This window comes from Protofrankia symbiont of Coriaria ruscifolia (assembly GCF_900634745.1).
Classification (GTDB): Bacteria; Actinomycetota; Actinomycetes; order Frankiales; family Frankiaceae; genus Protofrankia; species Protofrankia californiensis.
Genome location: NZ_CAAAFR010000095.1, coordinates 1,832 through 21,460 on the forward strand (window position 1 = coordinate 1,832; position 19,629 = coordinate 21,460).

Sequence of the window (19,629 nt, forward strand, 5' to 3'; positions counted from 1 at the left end):
GGCCGGCGGGGCGAGCGTGTCCGGCCCGCGGATCGTCGCCGTCACGCTCGGGATGTGGATGTCCTGCAGGTAGGTGCGCCAGTCGTAGCAGGCCGGGTCGAAACCGAACCGCTGCGCGTCGGCGGGGTCCAGCCCCTGGTGCAGGGCCCGGGTCGCGTCGTCGACGTAGACCAGCTCCGCCCTGGTGTAGGAGCGGTACAGGTCCTGGTAGCGGCGCAGGAACGACAGCCGCTCGTCGAGCTGCTCCAGGTCGCGGGCGGCCTGGCGGACCCGGTCGGAGCGGGGCGCGTACCCCAGCGCCCGACCGGCGAGCTCGGTGAACCGCTCACCGCGCCGCAGCCTGCTCTCGACCGTCGCGGCCCCGGCGAAGCGCCAGTCGGTGGCCGCGACGGCACCACGGTTGCGTGAGATCAACGGGTGGCGCTCGAAGTACTCACGGACGTGCTCGTAGAGGTCCCGGAACAGCAGCGGGTTACGGAAACCCGAGCAGATCGTGTAGTAGGCCGGGGTGGATGCCGGCGGGGTGGCCGCCGCCGCGGCGATGATCGCGTTGACCACCAGGTCGACCGGGATGATGTCGATGATGCCGTCGGGGGAGGCCGGGAAGTCCGGCAACTCCCCGCGTCCGTAGGCGATGATCAGCGGTTCGGCCATCTTGAAGCCCTCGATCCACCCCGGAAACGGGCGGGCCAGCGCGCTTTCGATGATGGACGGGCGCACGACCGTCAGCGGCAGACCGTCCCGCTCGTTCTCCAGGTAGCGCTCGGCGAGCGCCTTGGTGAAGGTGTAGCAGTCGGTCCAGCCCAGCACACGGGCCCGCTCCCCGCCGACGTCGACGAGCCTGCGGTCCACCCACTTGCGGCGGCGGCGCTCGGCCTCGCGGGAGACCGTCTGGGCGCCGGCGCGGACGTGTTCGGCCTCGGCCTGCTCCCGGAACCCGCGCAGCGCGTCGGGGGTGCGGGAAGCGTCCTCGGCCGTCACGCGCGCCCGCTGCGCGGCCGCCTGCTCCGCCCGCCAGCTGACGTTGTGCACTAGGCGGCCCTCGGCCACGTGCCCGGACCGCAGGCCCGCCACGTACGCCGTGGAGATGTGCACGAGGTGGGGCCGGGCGCCACTGTCCCGGACAGCCCGCAGCAGTTCCTGGACACCGCCGAGGTTGGTGGCGAAACCCGTGTCGATCGGCGGGTCGAAGGACACCTCACCCGCACAGTGGATCACGATGTCGAGATCCGCCGGCAACACCGGCATCCGCTCCAGGTCGCCTTCGAGCACCGTGACCCGTTCGCGCAGCGCCCGCTCGACCCCGTCCGCGCCGACACGCTCGCGCCATGCGGCAAAAGCCGGTTTGGCCACGAGACCGGTGAACCGGGCGTGTCCGCTCCTGCCGGCGCGGGGACGGATGAGGACGACCACGTGGGTGTCGGGCAGATCGGACAGTAGCCGTTCGAGCAGTGCCTCGCCCACGAAGCCGGTCGCTCCCGTGACGAGGACACGCTTGCCCGCGAGCCGCTCGGGCAGCCCCACCGCCTCACCTCATTCCGTTATTGGGATTCCGTTATTGGGACACCGGTGGGTCACAGTAAGGGACGCCGATGCCCGGGGCCGCAACCGGCTCACACCGGCTAGGATCCGTCTCCCCTGTCCGGCGCCGAAGGTCATGGAGCGTGTACGGGTGGACATTACAAGCACGGACGCGACAAGCGACACAACCGATGTAGCCGACGCCACCGCCAGTGCCGCGAGGAGCCGGTCGGACGCCTTCTCGACGCCCCACCGCCGTGCCAGCCGGGCAAGGCCGTCGTGGTCGGCGGGCTGTGCGGGTAGCCGGTCACGCACCGGCGGCAGGTCCACGTCGGTGACGACCCCGACCACCGCGACGGCCGCGTCGAGATAGGCGTCGGCTTCGACGATCCGCCGCATGCTCCCGGCCGGGAAACCGGCCGTGTCCCCTTGCGCGGCCGCGGCTCTGACCGCTGCCAGCGAACCGAACCCGGCCAGCAGCGCCGACGCGGTCTTCGCGCCTATACCCGGCACCCCCGGCAACCCGTCGCTGGGGTCACCGCGCAGCACCGCAAAATCGGCGTAGGCCCGGCCGGGGATGCCGAAGCGGTCGGCCACCGCGGCCTCGTCGACCACGGCGAACCGCTCGACCGCATAGCGCACCCGCACCGGCCGGGAGTCGTCGACCAGTTGGAACAGATCGCGGTCGCCGGTCAGCACGTCCACCTCCGCCTGATCGCGGACGGCCAGCGTGCCGATCACGTCGTCCGCCTCGTAGCCGGTGGCCGAGATCCGGGCGATACCGGCGGCGTCCAGGACGGCGTCGATGACGGGCAGCTGGACGGTGAGCGCCGCCGGGACGTCCTCGGCCCCGTCGGTGCTGCCGGCTGCCACCCGGTGGGCCTTGTACGACTCCAGCAGCGCGACCCGGAACCGCGGGCGCCAGTCCGCGTCGAAGCAGGCGACCAGCCGGGTGGGACGGATCTCGGCGATCTGGCGGGCCAGGGTGTCCAACAGACCCCGCACGGCGTTCACGGGCGTCCCGTCCGGGGCGCGGACCGATCGCGGCACCCCGTGGAAGGCGCGGAAATACAGCGACGGGGTGTCGAGCAGCATCAGCCGACCGGTGGGTGTGTGCACCCGGCCAGCCTGACACCCTCCGCCGCACATCGATATCCGTCCAACACACGACCACGCTGCGTGATCTGCGTACGCTCCTGATCGTGTTGGAAGACCTTGACCGTGAGATCGTCCGTTTGCTGTGTCGGGATGGCCGGATGAGCTACACCGACCTCGGCCGGGCCACCGGCCTGTCCGTGTCCGCGGTGCATCAGCGGGTGCGACGCCTGGAGCAGCGCGGCGTGATCACCTCGTACGCGGCCCTCGTCGACGCCGCCGAGGTCGGCCTCCCGCTCACCGCGTTCGTGTCGATCAAACCGATCGACCCGAGTCAGCCGGACGACGCCCCGGAGCGGCTGCGGGACCTGACCGCCATCGAGGCATGCCACAGTGTCGCCGGTGAGGAGAGCTACCTGCTCAAGGTCCGGGTCGGTACCCCGGGCGACCTGGAAAGCCTGCTGCAGGAGATCCGTGCCGCGGCGAACGTCTCGACCCGCACCATGGTCGTCCTGTCCACCCCGTACGAGGCACGGCCACCAGCCATCTGATGCCTCCCAGGGTCGCCGGCCATGCACAAAGAGACATGATCGTGTCGCTGTCGGCCTTCATCCGTCGGCTGGCGCGTGATTCTCGACGACACGGCCGATCCACCGGGCACCACGGCGTCCGACACGATTTCCGGCAGGCACACTTTCAGGTGTGACGGACATGTCGTCGAACCCGCGAGCAGCCAGGGGAGCCCGCCCTCTGGACGGACAGGACGGACAACCGGTGGGCGCCGTAACGGTTGAGCCCGACAGCAGGCGGCGCGTCCTCTACCGTGGTGGCCGGGTCCACAGCCTGGCATCCCCGTTCGCGACGGCGATGCTGGTCGAGGACGGCAGGATCGCCTGGATCGGCTCGGACGCGGCCGCCGACGCCCTGACTGCCGAGGAGATCGTGGACCTCGACGACGCCGTGGTCACGCCCGCGTTCGTGGACGCCCACGTGCACGTGACCGCGACTGGGCTTGCCCTCGACGGACTCGACCTGTCCGGGGCGCAGTCTCTGGCCTTCGCCCTCGACCAGCTCGCCGAGCATGTCCGGCGTCACCCCGCCACCGTCGTGCTCGGCACCAACTGGGACGAGACGGCCTGGCCCGAGGCTCGTCCGCCCACAGCCGCCGAACTTGACCGCGCGGCCGGCGGCGCGGCCGTCTACCTCTCCCGCATCGACGGCCACTACGCGGTCGTGTCGTCCGCGCTCGCGGCCCGCTGCGGCGCACCCGGCATGCGGGGATGGCTCGGGGACGGCCGGTGCCAGGGCGAGGCCCACCATGCGGCCCGGACCACCGCCTACGACAACGTGTCCGTAGGCCAGCGGCGAGCCGCCCAGCGCCGGACCCGGGCGCATGCCGCCGCACTCGGCATAGCAGCCCTGCACGAGATGGGCGGGCCGGAGGTCTCCAGCGCGGACGACCTCAGCGACCTGCTCACACTCGCGGCCGCTGAACCGGGTCCCGCCGTCCACGGGTACTGGGCCGGGGACATCGACACCGCCCTCGCTCTCGGTGTCGGTCTCGGCGGCGACCTGTTCGTCGACGGATCGCTGGGATCACGCACCGCGGCATTGCGCGCCCCCTATGCGGACGCCCCCGGCGGCGCCGACGGCCACACCAGGATCAACGACCACGGCAGTGTTGATGACCGGGGCCTGCTGCACCTGGACGCCGACACCGTGTACAAGACGGTCGTACAGGCCACCGAGGCCGGTCTGCAGACCGGCTTCCACGCAATCGGGGACGCGGCCCTCGACACCGTCCTGGACGGCCTCGACCGTGCGGCCGACAAGGTCGGCCTACCGCGGATCCTGGCAGGCCGCCACCGCGTCGAGCACTGCGAGATGGCCGACGCCGCCCAGATCGCGCGGATGGCCCGCCTCGGCCTGGTGGCCGTCGTACAACCAGCCTTCGACGCCTGCTGGGGAGGCCGGGACGGCATGTACGCCCGGCGGCTGGGAGCCAACCGGGCGGCCACGATGAACCCGTTCGCCGCGATGGCGGCCGCGGGTGTCGTCCTTGCGCTGTCCTCGGACGCTCCGGTGACCCCGCTGGACCCATGGGGTGGCGTGCGTGCCGCGGCCGCGCACCACACGCCGTCGGCGGCGCTGAGCGCTCGGGCGGCGTTCTCCGCCGCGACCAGGGGCGGGTGGCGGGCGGCCCGGGCCGACGGTGACGGCAGCGGGCTGCTCGCACCCGGCGCTCCGGCGACGTTCGCGGTCTGGCAGGTGGCGGGGGAGCTGGTGGTCCAGGTGCCGGACGCCCGTGTCACGGCATGGTCCACCGACCCGCGGGCGGGCGTCGCCGGGCTGCCCGATCTCGACGGGCCCGCCCCGACCTGTGTACGCACGGTCGTGCGCGGCACGGTCGTCCACGATCTGCTGTAGGGCTGACGACCGCGCGATCATATTTTGCCGTTCGGGCAGCCCGGTCTGCGGGTCACTGATCCGCCGGTGAGCAACCCATCCGTCCCGATCCCGTCCATGGACACAGAAAGGGTCCCGGACCGCCCTTCGGACCGGCTTCCTGCCCGCCGGATGCGGGCAGGGACACCGTTGTCTAGGGGACGATCTGGGACCCTCCGGGCTGCCTCGCAGCTCCTCCTTCGTCGGCGACGAGAAACTTCCTGTCCAACCCCACCGCCGACCGGGCCTGGTACCGGGCGGTCACGGACGCATGAGCGCCCGGTGGCCGCTGGCCGGTCTAGTCGACAGGGAAGGCACTCCCGCAGCCGCCTCATGAGTGGACAAGATGAACGGTACCGGTCGCTACTCGGTCGCTGTCAACCACACGTTCTATCCCGGTCTTCCTCCCGTTCTCCTCGATCCTCCCCGAAGTGACGCAGCCCCCCGCCCCGTCAGCACGTCGGGCAGGCATGACATGCACAGGGTTGCACAGTATAAATTGTGTATAAGTTGTTATTTCGCGGCGCACACCCGTACTCCAGATACAGGATTCGTCACTGATAAACCAATTCACAACATATTGACTATTTTTTAGGAATGTCAATCAACTAGTAATCAATGTTTGCAAAACTAGCTGCGATGCGTCGCGATTGTTCCGGCTACGTGGAGACGCCGATCCGAAGATGCGCAGGGTGTTTGGTTGCGTGCTACGTGTAGTACTGTCGACTGCGGTTCCGAACGAGACCCGATCAGCGGTACCTGCACGGACCACGAGCGGGTCGGGCCGTCGGGAATGAGGCCCGGGAAGAGGTAATGACCGCCACAGATGTCACCCGCCGCACCGTCGCCAGACACAGACGAACGACCGATCGCTCCCGAAGGACCCTGATGAGCTGGATGGTCCTGGTGGCCGCGATCGCCTGTGACGTGGCGGCCACCTACGCTCTCGCCGCCTCCCACGGCTTCCGCAACCCGGTCCCCTCGGTACTCGCCGTTCTCGGATTTCTCCTGACCACCTATTTCTTCGGGGTTGCGCTCACCGGGCTGGGCCCGAGCGTCTCGTACGCGGCCTTCGGGGCGTTGGGGACCGCCGCGGTTGCCGTCATCGGCATCGCTTTGGGCACGGAACACGCCAGCTGGATCAAAACGGGATCCCTGGTTCTGATCATCCTCGGTGTGGCGCTGCTTCCGCTCGCCGACCACCGGGAAAAAGACACGTCACCGGCCCCTGCGCGGGTTTCCGGGCAGATCGACCGAGGTTAGCGGGCCACAGACGTCGCGATCATGCTTTTCTCGCGGTGCCGGAAGCCCAGATCCTCAGGCCGCTGAGGAGACAACCGGACTCCGCGTACGCCGGCCGGTGAGGCCCGCGGGTGGATGTTTCACCGACCCGGTCGATCGCGGGCCGGCCGGTGACCGACACTTAGGACTGTGACAGCCCAGGACATGCTGACTGCTGGTCGCGTTGCCGCGTCATCGCCCACCGGCGTGTCCGACATCGGCGAGGACGCCTCGTCGGCCCGACGGCTGATCCGGCCGCTGCTCGCGATCATCGCCGGTGCGGCGCTGTACCTGGCGTTCCCGCCGGTTGGGATCTGGCCGCTGGCACCGGTCGCCGTGGCCGTCCTCACCCTTGTCGTGCGCGGTGTGCGCCTGCGCTGGTCGTTTAGCCTCGGCATGCTTTTCGGTCTGGGCTTCATGCTGGCGATGCTGCGTTTTGTGATGTTCGTCGGCATCGACGGCTGGGTGGTGCTGTCGGTCGGCGAGGCGGCCCTGCTCGCGGTGGTCGCCCCCGCGACCACCGCGGTGATGCGGGTGCGTGGCTGGCCCCTGTGGGTGGCCGCGGTGTGGGTCGCTCAGGAGGCTGTGCGCGGACGCGCGCCGTTCGGCGGTTTCCCGTGGGGAAAGCTGGCTTTCAGCCAGGCGGGCACACCGCTGACCCCGCTTGCGGCGCTCGGCGGCTCACCGCTGGTGACCGCCGCGGTTGCCGGCTGCGGTGCGCTGCTGGCCGCGGCCGCCATCCGCTCGGGTGTGCTGACTGCGGGTTCCGCCGGCTCGTCCTGTTCGTCCGGCGTGGGTGACACAGACACGCCAGGCACCAGGCGCAGTTGGGGACGGACGGCCGCGGCGACGGCCCGGCCACTGGGTGGAGCCGCCGCCGTGACGCTGGTGGGTCTTGCGGTACCGCTACCGGCCACAGCGCAGACCGGCACAGCGCAGGTCGCGGCGATTCAGGGCAACGTCGCGCAGGCCGGGGGTCTCAACGCGCTCGGAAGCATGTTCCAGGTCACCACCAACCACGTCACACAGACCGAACAGCTCGCGGCGGATGTCACGGCCGGCCGGACCCCCCAGCCTGACCTGGTCCTGTGGCCGGAGAACGCCTCGGACGTCGACCCGCTTGCCAACCCCCGCGCGGGCGCCCTGCTGAACCGGGCCGCACAGGCGGTGGGTGCTCCCGTCCTCGTCGGCGCGGTACTCAACGGGCCAAGTCCGAGGAAGGCGCGCAACGCGGGGCTGGTGTGGGAGGAGGATGGCTGGGCCGGTCAGATGTACGTCAAGCAGCATCCGGTGCCGTTCGCCGAGTACCTGCCGGGTCGGGCCGTCCTCGAAAGACTGGTCAGCCGGTTCGCCACCGAGATGCCCAACGACTTCGTCCACGGCACCGCGGTCGGGGCACTGACCATCCATGACATCACTATCGGTGATGTCATCTGCTTTGAGGTGGCCTACGACGGGCTCGTTCGCAGGACTGTCAACGCCGGTGCGCAGCTGCTGGTCGTGCAGACCAACAACGCCTCGTTCGGGCGCAAGGGCGAAAGTGAGCAGCAGCTGGCCATGACCCGGCTACGCGCGATCGAACACGGGCGGGCCGCGGTGCAGGTGTCCACCAGCGGCCAGAGCGCACTGATCCTTCCCGACGGCCGGATCATCGCACAATCCGGGTTGTACGAGGCGGCTGCCCTGACTGCCGCGCTCCCGTTGCGCACGGGGCGTACCCTTGCCGACCGGCTCGGCATCATCCCGGAGACGGTCTTGGTGATGATCGGACTGTTCGCTGTAGCGTTCGGTCTACGGACCGGGCAGGCGTCGGCACGACAGGCATCCGTGTTCGACCGGACCGCCGGCCACCGGCGACAGTACGGGCAGACAGGCGGCGGCACCGCCGACAACAGCGCTGGCGACACCGAAAGGAGCCGCGTGGACGGCGAGCGCGTTCTCGTGTGTGTTCCCACCTACAACGAACGGGAGAACCTTCAGGACACGGTCAACCGGCTCCGAACGGCCAATCCGGACGTGGACCTGCTGGTCATCGACGACGCGAGTCCCGACGGCACCGGTCGGATCGCTGATGACCTCGCCGGCGCCGATCCTCATGTCCACGTCCTGCACCGCGGTGCCAAGGAGGGTCTGGGTGCGGCCTATGTAGCCGGCTTTGGATGGGGGTTGCAGCGCGGCTACGGTGTCCTGGTCGAGATGGACGCCGACGGCTCACACCAGCCGGAGGAACTTCCGCGCCTGCTCACCGCTTTGCGCGAGGCCGATCTGGTCATCGGTTCTCGCTGGGTACGCGGGGGAGAGGTGCGCAACTGGCCGCGTACCCGGCTGTTGCTCTCCCGCGGCGCGAACATGTATGTACGGGTCGTTCTCGGTATGCCGCTGGCCGACGCGACCGCGGGTTTCCGGGCCTACCGGGCTGAGGTCCTGCGTAGTCGTAACCTTGATCGGGTTGCGTCGCAGGGATACTGCTTCCAGGTCGATCTGGCCTGGCAGGCGTGGCGGTCGGGGTTCCGCCTCAGCGAGGTCCCGATCACCTTCGTCCAGCGCGAACGCGGGCGGTCGAAGATGAGCCGGGCCATCGTGGGGGAGGCGCTGTGGCGGGTGACCTGGTGGGCTGTGAAGTCTTCTTGGCGCGGTCGGCTGGCCCAGGGTGACGGCCGCGGTGTTCGGCGTCCGGGGAGTGCGCTTCCGGCGAATCGGAAAGGTCAGGAAGGCTCGGGTCTCCAACCCGGCGGGAGCCCCGGCCCGGTGCCGCTTCCCGTGGCACGCAGAACCCCTGAGGGGCAGCAGGAGCAGCCGACAACGGGCGTCTCGGTATGACCCGAGGTGACACGCGTGTGACCGACCGGACTACCCGGGTGGCCACACGCGTCGATGCTGCTACAGCAGGCGCGTCAGGCGGATCGGCGATCCTGCCCAGCGCCCCGCAGAACCGCGAGCCGCTCGGCCAGTACCTCTTCAAGGTCATCGGTGGTACGCCGCTCCATCAGCATGTCCCAGTGCGTGCGCGGGGGCTTGCTCTTCTTCGGCTCCGGAACCTCGCCGTCAACGATGACCGATCCGGCACCACAGACACGGCATTCCCAGACTGCCGGGACCTCGGCCTCGGCAGCGAAGGGCATGGTGAACTGGTGGCCGTTCGGGCAGTCGTAGGACGCGGTCTGGCGTGGCGCGAGTTCGGTGCTGCGATCCGTCTCGTAGGAGACTGCACCTAGACGGCTGCCTCGCAGGATGCGCTCGCCCATAAAAACCCTCCCGAGCGTCGATACCAGTGAGGAACTCAGACTCACCAACGCACGGGATCTGTGGGACGTTCCCACGAGGACAAGGCCGGTGACGAGATCGCGCTCACACAAGGTATAAAAATGATCACATTTAGAGCTCCTTTTGTTACGTACAGTCAGCGAGCTGGCCTCTTCGGAGTGGCGCGGTGCGTGATCGGTGTCGGATTGCTGACACGTCCCACCGGATTCGTGCGCCTCGCCGGAGTGGACCGGGTCACTGCCGAGCGGACGGCGTGGATCACCCAGCTTGCGGCAGCCCGTGACATTGCTCTCGGCGCCGGTCTGCTCGCGACGCTCCTGCGGCGCGACAGCGGACCGGTCCGGGGCTGGCTGTGGGCGGGCATGCTCGTCGACATGGCCGACGCGGCCGTGCTGCTCGCCGCCGGCATCCGTCGTGACGTCGCGCCGCTGCCGGTCGCGGTCGCGGTGGTGGCTGCGGCCGGCAGTGTTGTCCAGGCGGGCGCACTCGTTGCGCGTCCGGCCACCGGCACGGGCGCAGAAGGCGCCGCGCCGATCCTGGCGACATCGCCGGGGAACGAATCCGCTGCGTGAAACGTCCCACAACACGAGGAGAGGGGAGTGAAGTGGCATGAGCGACGACAAGGAGGCCACCGTGACAGCGCACCAGGTCGTCAGGACCGAGGAGGAGTGGCGCAAGGAACTCCCTGCGGAGCGTTACGCCATTCTGCGTAACGCCGCCACCGAACCACCCTTCACCGGTTCCTATACGTACAGCAAGGAAACCGGCATCTACCGTTGTGGGGCATGTGGGAACGCATTGTTCGACTCATCCACGAAGTACGACTCCGGCTCGGGATGGCCGAGTTTCTACCAGCCCACGGTGGCGGAGGCGGTGGAGCTGGTGGAGGACCGCTCCCACGGCATGATCCGTACAGAGGTACGGTGCCGACGTTGTGGATCACACCTTGGGCACCTGTTCGACGACGGTCCCGAACCGACCGGTCAGCGCTACTGCATGAACTCGCTCGCGCTTGATCTCGACTCGGCCGACCCGTCGCCTGACGCGGAGAACGCGATCTGACCGGGAGTCTGACCGGGAGAACGTGGCTGTAAACGCGGGCGTGGAGGACGCGGACCCGGCGGGGCAGTAGGGCCATTACCCTCCTCCCCCGCACGATGCTGTCGCGCCGATAATTGCCATTATGTCAAGTAGACTGGCTAAGCCCCCACCCGAGCCGCCGCGGTACCCGCGTCACCTCCCTACGGGCCTGGCGTCCTGGGAGTCGGGCCGGCTCACCTCGGCCGGACCCCGTGAACGTTGCTCCCAACCGTCCTTGCGGACGTGGAGGAATTTCCCGCGTCCGGAAATTTCTCCCCGCCTGGAGTCGGCCGAGGCGAGGTCATCTATTCGACACTCGCTCGACATTCAGTGGTAGGACGACGGGGTTATTCGACGGCAAGTCGATGCGGTGGACGACAGTGGCAAGTCGATGCGGTGGACGACAGTTGGGCGCACTGGTCATGGCGACACCGTCCCGGCGGGATATGCTCATCCCCCACGGGGGTCGGGATCACGGTCTCGCCGGGTGGGAACGTCCGAGGACGGGGCGTTCGGTTCAAGGGTTTAATTACGGGTAGCGTGAGGAAGCCGCCGTTTCCCCATCGATCCATATGTGACCAGCAACACCCCGGGTAACATCGCATCGGCCCGTCGGCAACTGATATAGCGGTCTGGGATGGTTTGTATGGAGAGGGGTACTACGAGCGCTGCTGGAAATCCCCCGACATCAGGCGGAGCTTATTTACACAAGAGTCGGCGAAGGTGGTGGTGAAAGTGACATCTGTAACCGAGTGGTTGGGCGTGTGCGGCAGGGAACACCCGGGTCAGGTGTACCTCAGAGAGGCTCGCGGCAACCGTTCGGTCACCTACGGCGAGATGGCTGCTCTCATTCAGCGGTGGCGGACCGACCTGGACGCGCACGGCCCGCGGGTGCAACGGCGGATCGCGATCCTCGTGTCCGATCCCCTGGACTTCGCCGTGGTCTTCCTCGCAACCCTTGCAAGTGGTAGGCACGCGGTTCCCCTGGATCCGGACGCCCCACCCGCGGAGCTGGAACGAGCCCTGGAACGAACCCGGCCCGATCTGGTGGTCACCGATCGATCTCTGCCTGCTCCGTGTGGCATCCGCCAGCTCAGCCCGCGGATGGCCACCGAACACACCGCCACGTTGCCGTCGGGCTGCGGTCCCGACGGCACCGACCTCGGTGATGGCGGTACGAGTTGCCGGGTGCCGGGCGGTGTCCTGGTGACGGGTTCAACGGGTTCGGTTGCGACCGAGGCAGTCAGGGAGATCTTTCTTGACAGCGAGCAGCTCGCTCACGTGGCTGCCGCCGTCGCGCACCATCACCAGCTGAGCCGGACCGACATCGGTTACAATCCGCTACCACTGGTCCACGTCAACGCTCAGGTGGTCGGGCTGCTCGCCACTTTGTGCAGCGGGGCCACCCTCGTTCTCGACCGCCGGTTCCGCCGCCGTGGATTCTGGACGATGATCAACAATCATCAGGTGACCTGGATCAACGGGGTTCCGGCGATCCTGGCCCTGCTGGCCATGGATCCCCACGCCGCTCGCGCCCGCGACTGCCGTGTCCGGTTCGTCCGGTCTGCCTCGGCTCCCCTGACCGTTTCCGTGTTACAGGCGTTCGAGGAGGCCACCGGCGTCCCGGTGCTGGAAACCTATGGCATGACCGAGGCCGGTAGTCTGATAACGGCGAATCCGCCGCAGGGGACCCGCAAGCCAGGGTCGGTGGGTCTGCCGGTGGGAAGCGAGGTACGCGTCGTCGATGACGACGGGATGCTGCGTACGCCCGACCAGGTTGGGAAGGTGCAGATCCGCGGGCCCGGGGTCATTCGCGCATATGCCGGCCCGGCTGGTGGCGACAGGTTCACCCCGGATGGCTGGCTGGACACCGGCGACATCGGCTTCGTCGATTCCGACGGCTATCTCTACCTGTCCGGCCGCAGCGATGACATGATCAACTGTGGCGGTGAGAAAGTGTCCCCCCGCGAGGTCGAGGAGGTCCTGCTCGCCGACCCGCGGGTATACCGCGCCGTGGTGGTGGGCCGGCCGGACGTTGTTCTCGGTGAGGTGCCCGTCGCGCTGGTCGTGCCGGTGGATGTTCTCGATCCCCTGCTTGTGACCGAGCTCGCGGAACGGTGCGAGATCGGCCTCGCCAAATTCAAACGGCCGGCCAGCATAGAGATCGTCTCTGACCTCCCCGGTGGCCGGACCGGCACGATCCGGCGGACAGATCCAGAGCGCCAACGACGGCACGATCATGTTTTTCCCGCGCTCGAGGCTCCCCTCGGATCCGGAGAGATCCGGAAGCCGGTCCGACGGGCCCGGCAGGCCCAAATGTCCGGATCGCTGGAGGACCAGGTCTCCGGATCATTGAACAGTCCTGTCCTGCAGAGGCTCTGAACCGACAATCCGTGGGCTTGCTACGGTGCAGTGCTGTCGGCCGTGGGAAGCACGGTCGGGCAAGCAGAGTCAACAGGTAGGAGAGGGTGCCGTGGATGACGAGACAATGGCGGAGTTTCTCGCCGATCTGGCTTCCCCAGCGCCCGCACCGGGCGGTGGCGCTGCCGCGGCGCTTCAGGCCGCTCTTGGCGCGGCGCTGGTGAGCATGGTTTGCAACCTCACTATTGGCAAGCCCCGTTACGCCGAGCACGAAGCGACGATGCTTTCCGCCCTGATCGAAGCCGACAAGGCAAGGGCTGAGGCGCTGGCGCTGGCCAACGCCGACGCCCGCGCGTTCGCGGCGGTCAGCGACGCCTACAAACTGCCGAAGGGCACCGAGGACGAGCGGGCCGAGCGCAGCCGGGCGATCCAGGCCGCGCTGGGCACAGCGGCCGAGGTGCCGCTGCACACCGCGGCGGTTGCCGCGGCCGTGGTGGGACTGTGCGCGGCAATCGTCGACGGCGCGAACGTCAACGTCCTCAGCGATGTCGGTGTGGCTGCTGCCAGTGCACGCGCCGCACTGGACAGCGCTGCGATCAATGTGCGGGTGAATACAGCGGCGATGACGGACGCGGGTGCGCGGGAGCGCGCAGCCGCCGCCCTCGCCGAACATCTGGCGTCTGTGGCTACGGCTGACGGCATCGTGCGCGCTGTCGGGGAGCGGATCGGATCATGAAGTTGCTGGACGGGCGGTCCATGGCCGCAGAGATCGGACGAGGCGTCGTCGACGACGTGGAGCGGCTACGCGAGGCCGGCAGGGTGCCGACGTTGGCTGTGGTCCTGCCGGGCACTGACGCAGCAGCCCGGTCCTACGTCGGAGTGATCGAACGCGGCGCGGCGAAGGTGGGAGTCCACTGCGTCGTCCACGAACTGTCCGGGGACACCGCCGAACTCGTCGCCACGGTCGACCGGCTGGCCGCCGACGACGAGGTGCACGGTCTGATGGTGCAGACCCCCCTTCCTCCGGGGGTGTCCGCCACCGACATCGGGACCCGCATCCCCCCGCACAAGGACGTCGACGGGATGAATCCGCTGAGCCTGGGTCGCCTGGCCCTGGGCCTGCCGTGTTTCGCGCCGGCCACCGCCGCCGCGGTGCTGGAGATCCTGCACCGGGGTGACATCAAGATCGCCGGCATCCATGCGGTGGTCATCGGGCGCAGCCCGGTGGTGGGCAAACCCGCCTCCCTGCTGCTGTTGGCCGAGGACGCCACGGTGACGATCTGCCATTCCCGGACGACCGACCTGGTCTCGATCGTTCACGAGGCCGACGTCGTGGTGGCCGCTGTCGGCCGCCCCAAGATGATCGGCAAGGGGTTCATCCGGCCGGGTGCCGTCGTCATCGACGTGGGGACGAACGTCACCGAGTCCGGTCTGGTCGGCGACGTGGACGCCGACGCCGTGGCGTCCGTGGCGGGCGCTCTCACCCCGGTTCCGGGCGGAGTGGGGCCGGTGACCACGATGCTGCTGCTGCGCAACACCACCAGCGCCGCCGCCTTGTGAACCGTCGGGCTGCACCGTGAATTGTCGGGGTGCCTGGTGAATTGTCAGGCCATGTCGTGAACCGTCAGGTGGCCGTTCGGGCGTGGGGGGCGACCCCGGCCGCCAGGCGGACGCAGTTGCGCCCGTCGGCCTTGGCTCGATAGAGCGCCGCGTCCGCGGTTTCCAGCAGGGCGGGCAGATCCACGTCCGCGCCGGTTGCGGTGGCCACGCCGACCGAGACGGTCACGGACACGTGGACCACGCCGGCGGACTGGCCGTTCACCCGGCAACGCATCCCGGCTACCTGGCGACGGATTCGGTCGGCGGCACGGGCGGCGTTGTCGAGATCGGTCTCACAGAGCATGATCACAAATTCTTCGCCACCGAACCGCCCGACAAGATCACGAGGTCGGGTAGCGGCGCGCAGAGCGTCCGCGACACACACGAGGACGGCGTCACCGGTCAGATGACCGAACTGGTCGTTGACCCTCTTGAAATGGTCGATGTCCACGATGAGAACGGACAGCGGACGGCCCGCGCGCCGGATCCGCAGCACCTCCTTTTCCGCTGCCTCGCGCCAGTAGGCGGGGTTGGCCAGCCGGGTCTTGGCGTCGGTACGTGCCGCCTGTAGAAGTTCGGCGTGCAGCAGGCTGCGCTGGAGCAGGAGCGCAGGCGGCGTCGCGGTGAGCATGAGCAGGGGATGCGCGGTCCACAGTACGGCCAGCCCGATGGCGGAACACATTTCGGCGGCATCGACGGCAAGTATTTCGCGTCCACCACCGGCAAACGGACGACGGGCTGGCCGGGGATGTGCATACCACAGCGCGCCGTGCAGAAGAATGCGGTTGAGGACGATGTAGGTGAGTACCACCACGAACAATGCGCCGATACGCCCGGAAGAACCTACCAGGGTGTCGATCCGATATGGCCCCTGGGTCGGCGCGAGCGCACGGTGCACGCTGGCTGCGCAGAAACCCGACACACCCAACGCCGCCGCGTTGAAGACCTGCTTGTACCTGGGCTGCGGAGCGACTCTGGAGCGGAAAATGCAGTGGAGAGGGATGTGCAGGACGGCGGCGTACAACGGCGGCAGAAGAAGTGTGACCGGCAGGGTCCAGGTCGACAGCAGATCCCGGTGTGGTTCGTCCTTCCGGCGACCTGGCGCGCCGAGATGTCGTGACGTTTCCATGGCCAGTCGACCGAGCAGAACAAAGGCCCCGAACGTGAGCAGGTCGACAAACCGGAACGGAAGCTCCAGCACGCCGAGAAAAACGACCACCAGACACAGCACGTCGACGGTGACGAGGTAGCGGACAAGCCGTGGGGAAAGGCTGCAAAGCTCAAAGCGCGACACGTGGTCGACCAGCCGTTCACCGGCCCGCCGGGCCAGTTCTCCCCCAAGTTGCCAGGATCGCCGCACGAATCGCCGGGATTGCCGTGGCCGGGGCGGCTGAGGTGACTGAGGTGACTGAGATAGCCGGGGCGGCTGAGGTGACTGGGAAGGCCTGGGTGATTGGGAGGGCTGGGACGACCGATGTGGCCGGGGCTGAGTATGGGAGTCCGCCTCATTGGCGGCGGGCAGCCCCGCTGCCTGCGCGCCATGCGTCGTTCCAGCAGAATGCACGGTTTCAGCCGGATCCGCCGCTCCGCCGAGAGGAGGTAACAAAATGTGGGACATCATGTCGGGTTGACCTTCCTCCTGTTCGCCTCGTTCCGGTTCGATTCGCACTGGCCCGCTACTCACAGTTCAACAACGGAAACAAAGAGTACGGACGACGGCCCGGCAACCGCAACTACTTCGACGATGTCCCGACATGAAGGACCGTCGGGTGATGTCCCAAGACATGGCATCCGCGCACCGCACAACCGCCCTGACGGGCCGTTAGCCCAGGTCAGCGGTTAGATCAACGGACGGTGCGGGCGACCGCCTCCACCATGGCGGCGGTCAGCGCGGCAACGTCTGGGCGCGTCATGACATATGGGGGCATTGCATACACCAACCGGCCAAACGGACGCACCCAGACTCCCAGGTCCACCAGCAGCGGTTGGATCACCCGGAGATCGACCGGCTCCCGGGTCTCGATCACCCCGATCGCGCCCAGCGTCCGTACATCGGCGACGCCGGCAAGCGCGCAGGCGGGCGCGAGCCCGTCGGCCAGCCACGTCTGCAGATCGCCGACCCTGCTCCGCCACGGCCCTGACAGCAGCAGGTCGATGCTGGCGTTCGCCACCGCCGCGGCCAGAGGGTTGCCCATGAACGTCGGCCCATGCATGAACACGCCCGCTTCGGACGCGCACACCCCGTCCGCCACCTCGTCCGTGCACAGGGTCGCGGCCATCGACAGGTATCCCCCCGTCATGGCCTTGCCCACGCACATGATGTCCGGACTGATCCCGGCATGGTCGCAGCCGAACAGCTCCCCCGATCGCCCGAACCCGGTCGCGATCTCGTCCGCGATGAGCAGGACGCCATGGGCGTCGCACAGTTCACGCAGGCGGGCCAGCCAGCCCGCAGCGTAGAAGCGCATCGCCCCGGCGCCCTGGACGATCGGTTCGCAGATCACCGCGGCGATCTCGTGCCGGTGCTCGTCGAGCAGCCGGGCGATGCCGGCGACATGCTCGTCCTCGCACGGCTCGCCGAAGTCCGGTTGCGGCGCCTCGGCGAACAGGTGCCGCGGGAGCAGGCCGGTGAACAGATGGTGCATACCGGTGTCCGGGTCGCACACGGCCATGGCGCCGGAGGTGTCCCCGTGATATCCGCGGCGGACGGTGAGCAGCTTCGTCCGCTCAGGTCGTCCCCGTCCCCGCGCGTACTGCAACGCCATCTTGATCGCGATCTCGACGGCGACCGACCCGGAGTCGCAGAAGAACACCTTGGTCAGCGGCGACGGGGTGATCTCGACCAGGGTACGTGCCAGCGTCACCGCGGGAGCATGGGTGAGCCCGCCGAACATGACATGGGCCATGTCGTCGAGCTGAGCACGTACAGCCTGGTCCAGGACCGGATGGGCGTAGCCGTGGATGGCAGCCCACCACGACGACATGCCGTCGATCAGCTCCCGTCCGTCGGTCAGCCGCAGCCGCACCCCGGAGGCGGACGCCACCGGAAACACCGGCAGCGGGTCGGTCGCCGACGCGTAGGGATGCCAGACGTGCGCGCGATCGTCGGCAAGCAGCTCCCCGGCGTCGCTGTACCGAGCCGATACGGATCCCCGTCGACGATGCCCCATACGCCATGTCTATCGTGCGCAGTCCCTCGCGTACCGGCGGCCCGACGCGGGGACGGTTCCGGTCGGGGTCCTGTACCCGGTCACGATCGATCTCAGCGCGCTCCTCGCCGTATGACGGCCGTGTGGACGCAGGCCTATACAGCGACGCAGGCCTATACAGTACGGGCATGGTGCTGTTGCGAGTAAGGGCCAACAGCGTTTGCGGAGAAGCTGCGTGGACATAATCTCACCGCTGGTGACAACGACTCCCATCGGGGAAGGCCACCGTGTTTCAACTGATTTGGATCATCATTACTGGTCTCGTGATCGGCCTGCTGGCACGGCTGATCCTCCGGGGGCCGCAGAGGATCCCCCTGTGGCTGACGATCGTGATAGGTATCATCGGTGCGCTGGTAGGTAACATCATCGCCAGCGGGCTCGGCGTCCGCCACACCGGCGGTTTCGACTGGATACGCCACATCCTGCAGGTGGGCGTGGCGGCTGGGCTCGTCGTCCTCATCACGCCCGTCTGGCTCAACCGGCGGTCCCAGCGCTCCAGCGACCACCACCGCCAGTATCGATCGGGCCTTTAATTAAAGGCCCGATCGGCAGGGTTCGACGTTCAGACAAAGTTCGGCAAGGCCTTGCCGTGAGGTCGGCCCCGCCCTTCGCAGCCAGCTGTGTCGCGGACGGTTCATGATGGCCATATGACGAACGTTGTTGACACGACGTCGGAGACGATCACACGGCTGGCCGCCGACTTCGACCGCGACGGTTTCGTGATCGTCCGTGGGCTGTTCGCCGAGGAGGCGACAACCGCGCTCGGTGAAGCGCTCGCCGAGCTTCAGCGCCGGATCAGCACCGGGGATCTCGACCGGTCCTGGGCCGGGGACGACCTCGGAGGCGACTTCGACGGCGGCCACCCGCCGTACGTGCACTATGTCGTCGGGGTCACGAACCTCTCCCCCGTCGCCACCGCCGCGATCAATCACCCCGTCCTGCTCACGCTTGTGCGGCGCATCCTCGGCGATGGCTACTGGTTGTATGACGTTGACGATCACGGTGTCATCTACCAGGACGCCCGTCCCGGTGCCGGGATGACCTACACGCGGATCGGCTGGCACTGCGACCACCAGTCCCGGCCGACGTCGGACATCTGGCCCGGGGTGGCGCTGACCTTCCACATCGACGCGACATCGCCGGCCAACGGTTTCCTGCGGGTGGTGCCGGGCAGCCACCACGGGGACTGGGACGCCGTCCCCGCCGGCTTCGGCAAGATATCCGGCGAGGTGGCGGTCTACTGCGAGCGCGGTGACGTGCTGCTGCACCACAGCGACCTGTGGCATGCCGCCGCCCGCGCCACTGAGGACCCGCCCGGCGGCGTGCGCCGGCATATGCGCGGCAGCTACATGGGCGGTCGCCCACTCATCCCCGGCGAACAGCTCGAGCCCTTCAACAAGAACGCCATGCGGTAAGCGCCTGGCCTGCCGGTCCTCCCTCGGACCCTTGCCTACCAGCGTTTATTACGTTGGGTAGCGTTGATCGAAGGCGGACCGAGAGGGACGTCCTGCGGACTTTCTGCAGACTTCGATCATGAGTCGGTCCGCTTGGCGCGATCCGGCCGGTGCTCGGTGATCCAGCCTTCGACGTCCTTCGACTCCCATATGCGCCCGGACGCCAGCTCTACACCCTTCTCCTCCCCGCGCGCCCGGGTCGGACGCTTCGTGAGCTGGCCACCAACGAGCGATGCCCCGCCCGGAAGTACCGGGACGGGGGCATCGTCGCGGGAACGGTCAGATGTCGAACTCGCCTTCCTTGGCGCCGTCGGTGAACG

At 68.3% G+C, this 19,629-nt stretch carries 15 protein-coding genes and 2 pseudogenes; 11 read left to right on the plus strand and 6 right to left on the minus strand.

Features of this window, described 5'->3' with window-relative positions:
- On the minus strand, positions 1–1,524 hold a 1,524-nt coding region (locus CV1CTNOD_RS26595; protein ID WP_242606633.1), incomplete at its 3' end, for an SDR family oxidoreductase.
- A 195-nt stretch (positions 1,525–1,719) separates the two neighbouring features.
- Positions 1,720–2,670, minus strand: a pseudogene (locus CV1CTNOD_RS12490) (5'-3' exonuclease); the annotation flags it as partial.
- A gap of 53 nt (positions 2,671–2,723) precedes the next feature.
- Between CV1CTNOD_RS12490 and CV1CTNOD_RS12495 the strand changes: the two are divergent.
- The 4 genes from CV1CTNOD_RS12495 (at position 2,724) to lnt (ending at position 9,162) form a co-directional block, all read left to right on the plus strand.
- Positions 2,724–3,167: an Lrp/AsnC family transcriptional regulator gene (locus CV1CTNOD_RS12495; protein ID WP_131786288.1), complete on the plus strand. Its 444-nt coding sequence runs from the start codon at positions 2,724–2,726 to the stop codon at positions 3,165–3,167.
- A 160-nt stretch (positions 3,168–3,327) separates the two neighbouring features.
- Complete coding sequence (locus CV1CTNOD_RS12500; RefSeq protein ID WP_131786289.1) at positions 3,328–5,043, plus strand: amidohydrolase family protein; 1,716 nt, start codon at positions 3,328–3,330, stop codon at positions 5,041–5,043.
- Positions 5,044–5,949: 906 nt separating this feature from the next.
- On the plus strand, positions 5,950–6,324 hold the full coding sequence (locus CV1CTNOD_RS12505; RefSeq protein WP_165485479.1) for a DMT family transporter: 375 nt from the start codon (positions 5,950–5,952) through the stop codon (positions 6,322–6,324).
- 183 nt (positions 6,325–6,507) lie between these two features.
- On the plus strand, positions 6,508–9,162 hold the full coding sequence (lnt, locus tag CV1CTNOD_RS12510; RefSeq protein ID WP_131786291.1) for an apolipoprotein N-acyltransferase: 2,655 nt from the start codon (positions 6,508–6,510) through the stop codon (positions 9,160–9,162).
- Positions 9,163–9,236: 74 nt separating this feature from the next.
- On the opposite strand, the gene CV1CTNOD_RS12515 is transcribed toward lnt, so the two are convergent.
- Entirely contained in the window at positions 9,237–9,587 is a 351-nt protein-coding gene (locus CV1CTNOD_RS12515; RefSeq protein WP_131767033.1) for an RNA polymerase-binding protein RbpA, read from the minus strand.
- A 120-nt stretch (positions 9,588–9,707) separates the two neighbouring features.
- Between CV1CTNOD_RS12515 and CV1CTNOD_RS12520 the strand changes: the two genes are divergently transcribed.
- The 5 genes from CV1CTNOD_RS12520 to CV1CTNOD_RS12540 all read left to right on the plus strand — a co-directional run bounded on the left by CV1CTNOD_RS12520 (position 9,708) and on the right by CV1CTNOD_RS12540 (position 14,607).
- Complete coding sequence (locus tag CV1CTNOD_RS12520) at positions 9,708–10,178, plus strand: DUF4267 domain-containing protein (RefSeq protein WP_347402928.1); 471 nt, start codon at positions 9,708–9,710, stop codon at positions 10,176–10,178.
- Between the two features lie 37 nt (positions 10,179–10,215).
- On the plus strand, positions 10,216–10,668 hold the full coding sequence (msrB, locus tag CV1CTNOD_RS12525; protein WP_131786293.1) for a peptide-methionine (R)-S-oxide reductase MsrB: 453 nt from the start codon (positions 10,216–10,218) through the stop codon (positions 10,666–10,668).
- Positions 10,669–11,421: 753 nt separating this feature from the next.
- Positions 11,422–13,068 carry an AMP-binding protein gene (locus CV1CTNOD_RS12530; protein ID WP_131786294.1) on the plus strand — a complete coding sequence of 549 codons (1,647 nt, stop codon included), beginning with the start codon at positions 11,422–11,424 and terminating at the stop codon, positions 13,066–13,068.
- 91 nt (positions 13,069–13,159) lie between these two features.
- Positions 13,160–13,783, plus strand: a complete 624-nt coding sequence (locus CV1CTNOD_RS12535) for a cyclodeaminase/cyclohydrolase family protein (RefSeq protein ID WP_131786295.1) — start codon at positions 13,160–13,162, stop codon at positions 13,781–13,783.
- Positions 13,780–14,607, plus strand: a complete 828-nt coding sequence (locus CV1CTNOD_RS12540) for a bifunctional 5,10-methylenetetrahydrofolate dehydrogenase/5,10-methenyltetrahydrofolate cyclohydrolase (RefSeq protein ID WP_131786296.1) — start codon at positions 13,780–13,782, stop codon at positions 14,605–14,607. Before CV1CTNOD_RS12535 ends, CV1CTNOD_RS12540 begins: the two co-directional genes overlap by 4 nt.
- Positions 14,608–14,671: 64 nt before the next feature.
- On the opposite strand, the gene CV1CTNOD_RS12545 is transcribed toward CV1CTNOD_RS12540, so the two are convergent.
- Both CV1CTNOD_RS12545 and bioA read right to left on the minus strand, forming a co-directional pair.
- Entirely contained in the window at positions 14,672–16,006 is a 1,335-nt protein-coding gene (locus CV1CTNOD_RS12545) for a GGDEF domain-containing protein (protein WP_242606634.1), read from the minus strand.
- A 484-nt stretch (positions 16,007–16,490) separates the two neighbouring features.
- Positions 16,491–17,816 carry an adenosylmethionine--8-amino-7-oxononanoate transaminase gene (bioA, locus tag CV1CTNOD_RS12550; RefSeq protein WP_131786298.1) on the minus strand — a complete coding sequence of 442 codons (1,326 nt, stop codon included), beginning with the start codon at positions 17,814–17,816 and terminating at the stop codon, positions 16,491–16,493.
- 266 nt (positions 17,817–18,082) lie between these two features.
- On the opposite strand from bioA, the gene CV1CTNOD_RS12555 reads away from it, so the two are divergent.
- The gene (locus CV1CTNOD_RS12555; protein WP_131786299.1) at positions 18,083–18,388 is read left to right on the plus strand and encodes a GlsB/YeaQ/YmgE family stress response membrane protein; all 306 of its coding nucleotides are present in this window, start codon (positions 18,083–18,085) and stop codon (positions 18,386–18,388) included.
- A gap of 114 nt (positions 18,389–18,502) precedes the next feature.
- On the plus strand, positions 18,503–19,270 hold the full coding sequence (locus CV1CTNOD_RS12560; protein WP_131786300.1) for a phytanoyl-CoA dioxygenase family protein: 768 nt from the start codon (positions 18,503–18,505) through the stop codon (positions 19,268–19,270).
- A gap of 116 nt (positions 19,271–19,386) precedes the next feature.
- Here CV1CTNOD_RS12560 and CV1CTNOD_RS25705 read toward each other — a convergent pair.
- Positions 19,387–19,629, minus strand: a pseudogene (locus tag CV1CTNOD_RS25705) (hypothetical protein); the annotation flags it as partial.

What these genes read in the sequence shown, in the direction of transcription:
- CV1CTNOD_RS12500 (WP_131786289.1), top strand. Translation starts at nt 3,328, where the DNA reads ATGTCGTCGAACCCGCGAGCAGCCAGGGGAGCCCGCCCTCTGGACGGA.
- CV1CTNOD_RS12505 (WP_165485479.1), top strand. Translation starts at nt 5,950, where the DNA reads ATGAGCTGGATGGTCCTGGTGGCCGCGATCGCCTGTGACGTGGCGGCC.
- lnt (WP_131786291.1), top strand. Translation starts at nt 6,508, where the DNA reads ATGCTGACTGCTGGTCGCGTTGCCGCGTCATCGCCCACCGGCGTGTCC.
- CV1CTNOD_RS12515 (WP_131767033.1), bottom strand. Translation starts at nt 9,587, where the DNA reads ATGGGCGAGCGCATCCTGCGAGGCAGCCGTCTAGGTGCAGTCTCCTAC.
- CV1CTNOD_RS12520 (WP_347402928.1), top strand. Translation starts at nt 9,708, where the DNA reads ATGATCACATTTAGAGCTCCTTTTGTTACGTACAGTCAGCGAGCTGGC.
- msrB (WP_131786293.1), top strand. Translation starts at nt 10,216, where the DNA reads ATGAGCGACGACAAGGAGGCCACCGTGACAGCGCACCAGGTCGTCAGG.
- CV1CTNOD_RS12540 (WP_131786296.1), top strand. Translation starts at nt 13,780, where the DNA reads ATGAAGTTGCTGGACGGGCGGTCCATGGCCGCAGAGATCGGACGAGGC.
- bioA (WP_131786298.1), bottom strand. Translation starts at nt 17,816, where the DNA reads ATGGGGCATCGTCGACGGGGATCCGTATCGGCTCGGTACAGCGACGCC.
- CV1CTNOD_RS12560 (WP_131786300.1), top strand. Translation starts at nt 18,503, where the DNA reads ATGACGAACGTTGTTGACACGACGTCGGAGACGATCACACGGCTGGCC.